12 protein-coding genes are annotated in these 11,723 nt (G+C 52.8%); 3 read left to right on the forward strand and 9 right to left on the reverse strand.

Features of this window, described 5'->3' with window-relative positions; genetic code table 11:
- From VIN66_RS11475 to VIN66_RS11485, 4 genes are all read right to left on the reverse strand, one after another.
- Positions 1-81 (reverse strand): transposase (locus VIN66_RS11475; RefSeq protein ID WP_331924129.1); only part of this gene is annotated, 81 nt, incomplete at its 3' end.
- A 38-nt stretch (positions 82-119) separates the two neighbouring features.
- A complete protein-coding gene (locus VIN66_RS18810) occupies positions 120-386 on the reverse strand; it encodes a transglycosylase domain-containing protein (protein WP_349257536.1) in 267 nt (88 codons plus the stop codon).
- Between the two features lie 68 nt (positions 387-454).
- Positions 455-949 carry a hypothetical protein gene (locus tag VIN66_RS11480; protein ID WP_331924119.1) on the reverse strand — a complete coding sequence of 165 codons (495 nt, stop codon included), beginning with the start codon at positions 947-949 and terminating at the stop codon, positions 455-457.
- 52 nt (positions 950-1,001) lie between these two features.
- Positions 1,002-1,298 carry an excalibur calcium-binding domain-containing protein gene (locus VIN66_RS11485; protein ID WP_331924120.1) on the reverse strand — a complete coding sequence of 99 codons (297 nt, stop codon included), beginning with the start codon at positions 1,296-1,298 and terminating at the stop codon, positions 1,002-1,004.
- 189 nt (positions 1,299-1,487) lie between these two features.
- On the opposite strand from VIN66_RS11485, the gene VIN66_RS11490 reads away from it, so the two are divergent.
- Complete coding sequence (locus tag VIN66_RS11490) at positions 1,488-2,282, forward strand: response regulator (protein ID WP_331924121.1); 795 nt, start codon at positions 1,488-1,490, stop codon at positions 2,280-2,282.
- A gap of 19 nt (positions 2,283-2,301) precedes the next feature.
- Here VIN66_RS11490 and VIN66_RS11495 read toward each other — a convergent pair whose 3' ends face one another.
- Positions 2,302-3,570: a nitrate- and nitrite sensing domain-containing protein gene (locus VIN66_RS11495; protein ID WP_331924122.1), complete on the reverse strand. Its 1,269-nt coding sequence runs from the start codon at positions 3,568-3,570 to the stop codon at positions 2,302-2,304.
- A 428-nt stretch (positions 3,571-3,998) separates the two neighbouring features.
- Between VIN66_RS11495 and VIN66_RS11500 the strand changes: the two genes are divergently transcribed.
- The gene (locus VIN66_RS11500) at positions 3,999-4,853 is read left to right on the forward strand and encodes a formate/nitrite transporter family protein (RefSeq protein ID WP_331924123.1); all 855 of its coding nucleotides are present in this window, start codon (positions 3,999-4,001) and stop codon (positions 4,851-4,853) included.
- A 1-nt stretch (position 4,854) separates the two neighbouring features.
- On the forward strand, positions 4,855-6,561 hold the full coding sequence (locus tag VIN66_RS11505) for a protein kinase domain-containing protein (protein WP_331924124.1): 1,707 nt from the start codon (positions 4,855-4,857) through the stop codon (positions 6,559-6,561).
- Here VIN66_RS11505 and cobA read toward each other — a convergent pair.
- The 4 genes from cobA to glyS form a co-directional block, all read right to left on the reverse strand.
- Entirely contained in the window at positions 6,530-7,429 is a 900-nt protein-coding gene (cobA, locus tag VIN66_RS11510) for a uroporphyrinogen-III C-methyltransferase (RefSeq protein WP_331924125.1), read from the reverse strand. The genes VIN66_RS11505 and cobA overlap by 32 nt on opposite strands.
- A 34-nt stretch (positions 7,430-7,463) precedes the next feature.
- Positions 7,464-7,823, reverse strand: coding sequence for a nitrite reductase small subunit NirD (gene nirD / locus VIN66_RS11515; protein WP_331924126.1), 360 nt, complete (start codon positions 7,821-7,823; stop codon positions 7,464-7,466).
- Positions 7,824-7,838: 15 nt separating this feature from the next.
- Entirely contained in the window at positions 7,839-10,391 is a 2,553-nt protein-coding gene (gene nirB, locus VIN66_RS11520; protein ID WP_331924127.1) for a nitrite reductase large subunit NirB, read from the reverse strand.
- A 475-nt stretch (positions 10,392-10,866) separates the two neighbouring features.
- The coding region (gene glyS / locus VIN66_RS11525) for a glycine--tRNA ligase subunit beta (protein WP_331924128.1) at positions 10,867-11,723 on the reverse strand (857 nt) is incomplete at its 5' end.

Below are 11,723 nucleotides of genomic sequence, written 5' to 3' on the forward strand. Positions count from 1 at the left end.
ATCCTTAACGGAATAACCACGTTCGGTGATTTGTTTGATTGCTTCAGCTTTGAATTCTGGTGTAAAACGTTGCTTGGACATGGTGCCCTCCTAAAGTTGTATTCTAACCTAAGGAGTGTCTACTGTTTTAGGGGAAGTCCAGACCTCTCATAATCTTCAGTGGCTACTCGGACAAACTGTTGCTCAATTGTACTAGCACCTTGAATTTTCCCTCTCGATAATTTGACAAATATAGCTCTCGCGACCCCAATTGGGTCAACACCAAAATGTTGGAAATATCGATGGTCTTCCGCAGCAACGAGATAAGGAACATAGCTGTCTAGCGAACTATTACTTATTGTATCGACTTTATCTAAGCAGATTCTTATACGGCTTCTTACGTCCATTATATTCAGGACGAAAAAGACGACTAAGACCAACTGTAGAGGTAATACCAAGAAAAATAGTAGTTGCTTCAAAAAGGCGCCCTTTGAATCAATACGCGCCCATTTTGATCGGCAACCATGGATTTAAAAGTGCCTGCGAGCTCAGTTTTTGTCGTTGCAACAACATCATAGAAGTTTGTAGATTGCCTACCATGTCCATCTTCAACTACATGCAAAAATATACGGTCTTTACTTAAATAGTTCTTCTCTAATGAACCATTTATGATTGCTCTTGTTCTCGATTTGCCGATAAATTCGCGTTCACCAGTGGAAGAGTTTTCGTAGATCTTTTCTGCACTCCCCTTAATGCAGCCCCCCTCTCTCCAGATTACTAAAACATAACGAAGAATCATCCCCTTATAAGGGTTGTAAGCTGAACTCTCTGTAGTCATCTGCAAATACCATTTTCCTGTAATGTCAAATGGCGGAAATACCCTTTCCCTAAACAGAAAGAAAAGAAACGTCAGTACGACACCTCCAAGCAATGTGACAGCTAAATCGGCCCAGAAAGTCTCAAAATTCATTTATTCTCCTCACCTTAATGGTAGCTGATGGTTCTACAAACATATAAGCCACCTAAAATCTCGAATCATTCTCACAAGGTATACCATCTCTATCACCATCCATCTTGGTGTTAGGGCAATTCCGTAGAAAAAATTCTGCTTCAGCTCGAGATGTCATCTGGCTACAGTGCTGACGCCCATCACACTGAAAGTTCGGTTGCCTTGAGACGTTACGGGCTGCTTGCACTTGCTCAGCATAATCCGGCAGTACAGATTCAGCTGGTTGAGAGTAAGGTTGTGGGGTGTTTTGCTTCTGGTAGTAATTCCAGGCACCTAAAGCTACTAAGGCAATTAATAAGAGTTTTTTCATCGCGGTACATCCCTGCGCATCAATACAGTTCGCTCTCCCTGTGAATTAAAGTAAAGCAATGAATTCGGTACAGCAATCTTTTTAACTAATGGAGAGCTGATAATTCTCGAATATTGCTTTGAAATTAACTGTACATCACCCATTAAAAACTATGGCAAAATGCCGTTTTTAGCTTGTTGCGGAGCCGTTATGCAACTGTCCCCTGCCGATTTACATATATTGCTGGTTGACCCCTCCGATGTGCAGCGCAAGATAATTCGCAAAAAGCTGGCAGAAGAAAACGTTAATCAGGTGGTTGAAGCGGCCAGCATTCAGCAGGCGCTGCAACATATAACGCAGCACAAGCCCGATGCTATTGCCTGTGCGCTGCATTTTGCTGACGGCACCGCTGAACAACTGCTTAAACAGTTAAAGGCCGATACGGCAACGACTGAGATCCCGTTTCTACTGGTATCGAGCGAGAGCCGCAAAGCGCAATTGGAAGCTTTTAAGCAATCTGGCGTGGTGGCCATTTTACCCAAACCCTTTGATGCGATGCAGCTGGGTAAGGCGCTGAATGCCGCGGTAGACCTGCTAAGCCCGGCGGAGCTTGAGCTGACCTTATTTGATGTGCATGACGTACGGGTACTGGTGGTGGATGATAGCCGGCTGGCGCGTAACCACATTCGCCGCGTACTGAGTAATTTAGGTATGCAGCATATTGTTGAAGCTGAAGACGGCCAACAAGCGATGAGCCTGTTACAACAGCAAATGTTTGATCTGGTAGTAACCGATTACAACATGCCGGAAGTAAACGGTCAGGAACTGACCGAGTTTATCCGCGAGCACAGCACCTTGTCACACATACCGGTACTTATGGTAACCAGCGAAGCTAACGATGCGCATCTGGCAAATATCGCCCAAAGTGGTGTTAATGCCTTGTGCGATAAGCCTTTTGAACCAGAGGCAGTAAAACAACTGCTATACCGCCTGCTGGAGCAATAATCCTTCCGTTAGTGGGTAGTTATGTAGGCTCTGCGCACAAAGCCTGAATAACAGCCTCGGCTATATCGGCAATCCTGCATTGGCGCTGCATGGCACTGTGTTGTAGCTGACGGTAGGCTTGCTCTTCACTGAATTGCTTATGTTGCATCAGCAACAGTTTTGCGCGATCAATCCGCTTTTGTCGCTCCACGGCCTGGCGGGCATCACTTAGTTCAGTCTGCATCTGGCTGATTTGCTGCGCCTGCTCCGACAGCAACTGATAAAAGGCGCGGTTTGGTGCGGTAAAATTGCTGGCATTGCTAACCCGCTCTGACGAAGCGCCGTACAGCCCGGGCATGGCTGGGTCGAATAGCACACCAAATCCGGCATCCTGCGGTAAACCTGCCAGCGAGGAAAGCTGATACTGCTGGGTACGCAGTTGCTGGCGCGCCACCCGCAAACCATTTACGGCAAGTTGCTGCAGTGAAACAAGTATTGCGCCCTGCAACTGATGCATCGCATCTATCCGTTCGGTCGCAAGCTGATACCAGATATCGCTGATAGCGGGCACGCTATGATCAGTACCAGCCAGTTGCTGTATCAGCTGGCGCAGCTGCTGCAACTGAGCGCCGCCAGCACTGTTTTGCAGCGTATGCCACTGCTGACAATGCCCGGCGCCGGCAAATTGCAAAAAGGTATCGGCACTGTCTTGCTGCGCATGCTGCAGCAACGCCAGCCGCTGCGCCAGTTCGGCATCCAGCCGGCCTGATGCCAGCCCCATAGCGCCCCAGGCCCGTTCCTGACCGGCATATTCTTTGGCTTGCAACAAGTTAAACAGCGCTACTAAACTTCGGCTGATACTGGCGTCACAAGCCAAATCGGCCAGCTCCAGCACTACCGCCAACCAAACCGCAATCAACCGGCTAAAGGCCGCCGTAGCCTGCAAAGGCGTAATATGCTGTGTCGCGATTTGCTTACGCAATGTCGCCAGTTGATCCATACCCTGCAATGCCAGCGCAATTTTACTAAACAACCTGCTACCGGCTGCCAGTTGCTGCTGCGGAAAACTCAGCACAGCATGCAGCTGCTGTGCTGCCTGCAAACTATGTTGCAGCTGTTGCTCGCGCTGGCTGGCAAACAGCGCAGAAGCTGATGCAAGAAAAATATTGCTGATGCCGCGCTCGCGCTGCAACTGATGTATCAGTTCACACACCGCACTAACCAGCGCACAACTGTCCGGCAATTGTTGCAGCGCATTAATATGTGCCTGCTGCGCTGCCAGTAAATAGCGTTCTGTTAACGGTGTCATCCGTTTTGCCTCGCTGCAGGATGGAAAACCATCCAATTGCACTGCAATGCCTGTTCCAGAAATACTGCTATAGCGCCAGGCCGCTAAAAGCCTGAACAGGCAGCGTCAGCGGCTAACTATAACGAGTCGGCTGCGCACCTTAGCAGTGCACAACATGCTTAAAAATGCACCAGCCTGGCGCCAACCTCTGTTCGACGGCAACAACCAGACAAAAATAAACTGATACTATTCAATGCATTAAGCGTTTATCACTAACTGGCATTTAACTTGCTGTGGTTATATTTGCAGCAGCCACACAGCGGCTACTGAACAATCAGACTTCAGGACAAAGGCGTCCCGCGATCAACTCAGGTTGATCCGGACGCCTTTTTGCATTTATGCAGCACGCTCTGAGGCCATAACAATTGCAACAACAGAAGGGTTAAACAATGGCTTACTTAGTTCCTGCCGAGTTTGTCACCAAGATGGTCGACGCCGGCGAAGCAAAAATTTATATGTCTACCCGCGATACGCTGGTACGGGCTTATATGGCGGGCGCCATTCTGGCGCTGGCGGCAGTATTTGCCGTTACCGTGGCAGTGCAGACCGGCTCGTTTCTGGCCGGCTCTATTTTGTTTCCGGTCGGTTTTATTATGTTGTACCTGATGGGTTTCGACCTGTTAACCGGCGTGTTTGTACTGGCACCGCTGGCGTTGCTGGACCGCCGCCCCGGCGTTACCGTGCAGGGCGTGCTACGCAACTGGGGCCTGGTATTTTGCGGCAACTTTGCCGGCGCCTTAACAGTGGCCTTTATGATGGCCTTTGTGCTGACGATGGGTTTTAACACCGATGCCGGTGCCATTGCCGATAAACTGGCCGATGTCGGTGAATCGCGAACCTTAGGTTATGCCGCCCACGGTACCGCCGGCTGGATGACCATTTTTATGCGCGCCATGCTGTGTAACTGGATGGTGTCACTGGGTGTGGTAGGCGCAATGATCTCTACCCACGTCAGCGGCAAAGCCATCGCCATGTGGATGCCTATTATGCTGTTTTTCTATATGGGCTTTGAACACTCGGTGGTAAACATGTTTTTATTCCCGTTTGCGATGATGATGGGCGGCGAATTTTCTATTATGGATTATCTGCTGTGGAACGAGATCCCTACTGCGCTGGGGAATCTGGTTGGCGGCCTGGCTTTTACCGGCCTGACACTGTACAGCACCCATTATAAAACTGCGCCAAAACGACAATTGGTTAACAGCACAGTGCTAAACAACAATGCCAGCCTGGTAAAACCCTGATATGGCGCTGCAGTTAACGGTCGGCCAGTACAGTTGCGCCGGCCGTAAAGCACTGAATCAGGATCATTGCGCGGCCAATGTACCTGCTGAGCCGCTGCTGAGTAACAAAGGCGCTGTGCTGGCACTGGCCGACGGCGTCAGCAGCAGCAGTGTCAGCCAGCTGGCCAGCGAAACCGCGGTAAAAAGCTTTCTGGCCGACTACTACTGCACCAGCGAGGCCTGGTCGGTGCGTCATGCCGGAATGCAGGTACTTAAAGCCTGCCACCACTGGCTGCATGGCCAAAACCGCAACAGCCCCTATGGTAGCGACCCGGATAAAGGCTACACCTGTACCTTCAGCAGCCTTATTCTGCGCCAGCAACACGCTCACTTACTGCATGTTGGCGACAGCCGCATTTACCTGCTGCGCCAGCAACAACTGGCACAGCTGACCCGCGATCACCGGGTCTGGCGGGGCAGCCAGAGCTATCTTAGTCAGGCACTCGGTGCCAGTGCAGAACTAAACATTGATTATCACAGCCTGCCGCTGCAACAGGGCGATGTGTTTTTGCTGGCCACCGACGGTTTGTTTGAAACACTGCCACAGCCGGCACTGCTGACATTACTGAACAGCCCGCAGCCCAACTTAAATGCCCTGGCCCAACAGCTGGCCGAAGCGGCACTGGCCGCTGGCAGCGACGACAATATCAGCCTGCAGCTGGTACGGGTTGACGCTGTACCACAACAAAGCACGCTGCCGGGGTATGTCGATGAACAGCTGCCGCTGCCGCCGCTGCTACAAAGCGGTGATACCCTGGACGGCCTGACTGTGATCCGGCCGCTGCAGCAAAATAGCCGCAGCCATGTGTATCTGGTACAAGCCAGCGGCAGCGACAAACTTATGGTGCTTAAAGCACCGTCTACCGAGATGGCTGAACAACCGGCGTATCTGGAACAGCTAATGCGTGAAGAGTGGATAGCGAAGCGGGTGAATAACCCACATATCATGCAGGCGGCCAGCCACAAAACACCGCGCACAGCGCTGTATACGCTGTTTGATTACATTGAAGGCCAAACCTTACGACAATGGCAGCTGGATCAGCCCAAACCGACACTGGAGCAGGTAAGAAACCTGATAGAGCAAACGGCTAAAGGCTTACAGGCGCTGCACCGCAGCGAGATACTGCATCAGGATATCCGGCCGGAAAACCTGCTGCTGACCTCACAGGGGCTGGTAAAAATTATCGACTTCGGCGCTGCGCGGCTCAGTGGCTTACAAACTGATAATGACGCTGCGGGTATCATCCCCGGCACGGCACTGTATTGCGCACCTGAGTACTTTCTTGGCGCTGCCGGTACTGAAAGTGCTGATCAATTTTCGCTGGCTGTGCTGACTTATCAGCTGCTGTCGGGGCAGTTTCCGTACGGGCCGCAGGTGGCACGTTGCCGCAGCCTGAAAGCACAGAAGAAGCTTCGGTATCAGCCACTCTCGGCAACTGAGCGGGAAGACTTACCTGCCTGGCTGGATTTCACGCTGCAAAAAGCGCTGCAGCCCGACCCGGCGCAGCGCTATCAGGCGTTATCGGAATTTATTTATGACCTGCGCCAGCCTAATCCGGCGTTTCAGGCGCCGAAAAGCCTGTTGCAGCTGCACCCGCTGTGGTTCTGGCAAAGCTGTGTACTGGCGCAAAGCTTAGTCATACTGTGGCTGCTGGCTCGCCAAGGCTAGCAGCTTGCAGTAAGCGCAAATCCACTGCCATCCGTTGTTGCACTACGCAACCCACCACTATCAGCGTTGGCCCGTTCAGTTTACTGGCGTGATAACGCGCCACTATATTGTCCAGGTTGCCCGTTACTTCCTGCTGCGCCGCTGTGCTTACCTGATCCAGTAACGCAATAGCAGTATCGGCCGGCCAGCCAACGCTTTGCAGGCCATCGCAGAGCTGCTGTAGGCGGCCAAGCCCCATATACACCACTAAGGTTGGGTTAGCGCCCGCTGCACGGTATTGATAGGCCGACCAATCCGGCTGGCGTGCCGGATCGGCAAATTGTGCCGTTAAAAATTGCACTGCAGCTGCACTGCCGCGCGCGGTCAGCGCTATGCCACTGTAAGTAGCTGCCGCGCAGGCAGTGGTGACGCCCGGCACTATGGCAAAGGCGATACCGGCCTGCTGCAGCGCAGCGGCCTCTTCCGACACCCGGCCAAAAATCGCCGGATCACCGCCTTTTAACCGCACCACCAGGCCGCCCTGAGCGGCGTAGTGCAGTATTAGCTGGTTAATGTCATGCTGTGACATTGCATGCTGGCCGGCTCTTTTACCAACATACACTTTTTTGCAGCGCCGGGGCGCCATAGCCAGGATGTCGGCACTGACCAGATTATCGAACAGCAGCACATCAGCCTGCTGCAAAAAACGGGCAGCTTTCAGTGTCAGCAGTTCCGGATCGCCAGGGCCAGCCCCCATCAGTATTACCCGGCCGGTATCGCTTTTTCGTCTGTCGCCTGCAGTTGAATCATTTGCGCTACGGCGCCAAAACCCCGCCCAGGGCAATACATCACCGCCGGAAGCACGCAAAACATAATTGAGTAACCGCATAATCAGCTCCTGTTAAAAAATATTGCTCTGTCGTTCAGGCTGCCGAAGCCGCCTGCTCTGCCCGCGCTTTTAACCACAGCTGACCGTGCTGCAGTTTGGCGTCATACAGCGGGATCTGCAGCTGCGGCAGTTCCAGGCAGCTGCCGCTGCTTAGATCAAAATGATGTTTATACAGTGGTGAAGCCACTACTGTCTGGCCGTTAACCGAACCAATAATGCCGCGCGACAGCACATTGGCACCGCCAGCCGGATCGTAATTTCCTACCGCGTATAACAGAGTTTCATCAGCGGCTTGCACTAAAAACACGGCAACCTGTTCAGTATCAAACAACACACATACGCCGCTGTTTTCTACCAGTTCGTCTGCATTACAAATGGCTGTCCAGCTCATCATTGTTCTCCTGTCTGGTTATTTGCTTACCGGCAGCTCTGTCAGCGGAATTTGCTGTTGCTGCCACTGGCGTTTTTCATCTGCCGTGGCCGGGCGGATTTGCGAGCGCTCTTCAACAAAGACGATGTTGCTATCGGCCTCGGGGCTGTTGACGAATTGTCTGAAGCGTTTTAACGCCTGAGGGTCGTTCAGTGTTTGCTGCCACTCACAGGCATAGCGGTTTACCAGCAAGGCCATTTGCTGCTCTAACTCTGCCGCTATGCCCAGGCTGTCTTCAATTACCACTTGCTTTAAATACGCCAGGCCACCATCCAGTTTCTCCAGCCAGACCGAGGTACGCTGCAAGCGGTCGGCAGTGCGAATGTAAAACATCAGAATGCGGTCGATGTAGCGGATCAGCGTGGCAGTGTCTAAGTCTGTAGCAAATAAGTCGGCATGGCGTGGCCGCATACCGCCATTACCGCAGACATACAAGTTCCAGCCATTTTCGGTAGCAATAATGCCGATATCTTTACTTTGCGCTTCAGCGCATTCGCGGGTGCAGCCTGATACCGCCATCTTAATTTTGTGCGGCGCACGCACGCCCTTGTAGCGGTTTTCAATAGCTATAGCCTGGCCGACGCTGTCTTGCACGCCGTAGCGACACCAGGTGCTGCCAACGCAGGATTTCACCGTGCGCAGCGCCTTGCCATAGGCATGGCCGGTTTCAAAACCGGCAGCCACCAGCCGCTGCCAGATAGCCGGCAGTTGTTCCAGCCGGGCACCAAACAAGTCGATACGCTGGCCGCCGGTAATTTTGGTGTACAGGTTAAACTCCAATGCCACCTGGGCTATCACCAGCAGTTTTTCCGCACTGATCTCACCACCGGCAATGCGCGGCACCACAGAGTACGAGCCGTCTTTTTGCATATTGGCTAAAAAGGTGTCGTTGGTGTCCTGCAGGCCGACATGCGGTGTTTTCAGCACATAGTCATTCCAGCTGGATGCCAGTATTGACGCCACGGCAGGCTTGCAGATATCGCAACCCAAACCGCCCTGGCCGTGCCGGCTTAACAGCTCTGCAAAGGTAGTAATTTGTTCAACCTGCACCAGATGCAGTAATTCCTGGCGCGAATAGTGAAAATGCTCGCACAGATGGTTGTTAACTGCGACACCGCGGCTTTTTAACTCATCGTCCACCACCGATTTCAGCAGCGCTGTACAGCCACCGCAGCCGGTGCTGGCTTTAGTGCAGCTTTTTACCGCCGCCAGGTCGCAGCAGCCGGCATCCATCGCCGCCACTATGTCGCCCTTAGCCACGTTATGGCATGAACACACAGTAGCGCTGGCCGGCAGCGTCAGCGCCGGTGCGGCCGCGGTACTGCTGGCCGGCAGAATAAGTTGCTCAGGCTGTTTGGGCAGCGGCATAGCGTTCAGACAGTACTGCAGCAACATATCGTAGTTGCCGGTATCACCCACCATTACAGCGCCCAGCAGGCGCTTGCCATCAGCGCTTACCACCAGCTTTTTGTATATTTTCGCCCTTGGATCGGTAAATACATAGCTTAAGGCACCGGCGGTGCGGCCATGTGCATCGCCCACCGAGCCCACTTCTACACCCAGCAGCTTTAACTTGGTGCTCATATCGGCGCCGGTAAAACTTTTGTCGCCGCCGGTTAACTGGCTAACCACCACCCGCGCCATCTGGTAGCCCGGAGCCACTAAGCCAAAAATCTTTTGCTGCCAGGCAGCACATTCACCTATGGCGTAAATATTCGGGTCGGCAGTCTGGCATTGATCATTTACTAACACCCCACCACGCTCACCAAGCGGCAAACCGGCAGTGCGGGCCAACTCGTCGTACGGCCGGATCCCTGCCGAGAACAACACCAAATCGGTTTCCAGGCTATCACCACCGGCAAACTGCAAGCGATAGCGGCATTGCTCGCCCGGCACTATGGCCTCGGTAGCTTTGCCGGTATGCACCTGTACGCCAAGCTGAGCAATTTTCTCTGCCAGCATCTGTCCGCCGGCGTTATCCAGTTGTACCGCCATCAGTTGTGGCGCAAATTCCACCACATGCGTTTGTAAACCAAGCTGTTTTAACGCATTAGCCGCTTCCAGTCCCAACAAACCACCGCCGATCACCACGCCGACTTTACTAACGGCAGCGCTGGCCGCTATGGCGTCTAAATCCTGTAAGGTGCGGTACACCAGACAATGCGGTTGCGTATTGCCGCTAATCGGCGGAACAAACGCATAAGAGCCGGTGGCAAGAATGAGTTTGTCGTAGTAAAAGGTATCGCCGTCGGTCGTCATCACCAGTTGTTGAGTGCGGGCGATATGGCTAACCCAGCAGTTCAGCCGATAGCTGATACCAGCATCGCGGTAAGCCTGTTCTGTGGTTAGCGCCAGTTGCTCAGCTGAAGTACCGCTAAAGTATTCTGACAGGTGAACTCTGTCATAGGCCAGCTGTGATTCACCACATAGCACGGTAATATGAGCGCCAGGTGCGCTGGCGCGTAACTGTTCGACAAAATGGTGGCCTACCATGCCATTACCAATAACCAGGATCTGTGTTGTCTGCTGCATCTGTTGTCCTCTTGCGCTTTATTCAGGCCATAAAAAAAGCCCACGACAGCAGTGCCAGAATGGCCTGTCGTGGGCTTCGTTGCCCGTACAACGCAATGCGTTGTACTTAAATCAATTTGTGCTGACACCAGTCTGCGCTGGTGTTATTGCTTTATACAAAGCACAAAAAATGCCAACAAACTAACAAGCTGATTTTAAATGCTTTATTGAAAGACTTAGCAGAGGATAAAGCAATTTTTGCTTAAGGCTGGTGCAAACAGACACCGCTTTGGTGCACAGAGGGAAACCGGCTTGTTTAGCTGATGCCGGTCAATTCAGCTTGTAGCTTGCATCGGTTTGCCCACACCAACACGCCGTAAACCCATCCGTGGGGGCTCCTCTCAGCCCATCCAGGGCTGAGACGGTTGGCTTAGGGCAAACCGATTCCGCTTAATTACTCAGCAAGAAGTATCCTGCCGCTTTTAGGTTTGCCAAATTACTGCAGCACTGAGGTATCAGCTACCTGCAAAAACAACTCGCGCAGTTGCTTTAACAGCGCCTGACGGTTTGCCCGCACTGCGGCGTCATCGGCATTAACCATCACTTTATCGAAGAAGTTGTCGATCACTTCACGCATAGCCGCTAGGTGTGCCAGGCCCTCCGCATAGCTGTGCTTGCCAGCCTGATACTGTTGCTCTGCAACAATAGCGCTGTGCAGCGCCTGCTCGGCATCTTCCTGCAATAAAGCGGTGTTAACGGTATTGGCGATATCGCCTTCAACCTTGGCCAGAATATTGGCTACACGCTTATTCGCTGCAGCCAGTGCAGCCGCAGCGTCCAGTTTACGGAACTCTGCCACCGCTTTTACCCGGCGGTCGAAATCACTCGGGTTGGTTGGCCGGCGCGCTAATACCGCCTGAATAACATCAACGCTGTAGCCCTCGGCTTCGTACCAGGCGCGGAAACGGCCCAGCATAAAATCCAGCACGTCTTCCGCTACGTTGTTGTTAGTCAGCTTAGTACCAAAGCTTTGCTGGCTAAAGGCAATCGCCTCAACCAAGTCCAGTGGCAGCTGCTTATCAACCATAATCCGTAGCGCGCCAATTGCTGCACGACGCAACGCGAAGGGGTCTTTGTCGCCCTTGGGTGCCTGGCCGATACCAAAAATACCGACCAATGTATCCAGTTTGTCGGCTATCGCCACCGCAGCACCTTCCAGCCGGCTTGGCAACTCATCACCGGCAAAGCGCGGCATATATTGCTCGTTTAGCGCTAGAGCCACCGCTTCGTTCTCGCCATCTAAGCGGGCATAGTGCATACCCATAATGCCCTGCACTTCCGGGAACTCGCCAA

It is taken from the genome of Rheinheimera sp., assembly GCF_036568245.1.
Taxonomy (GTDB): domain Bacteria; phylum Pseudomonadota; class Gammaproteobacteria; order Enterobacterales; family Alteromonadaceae; genus Alishewanella.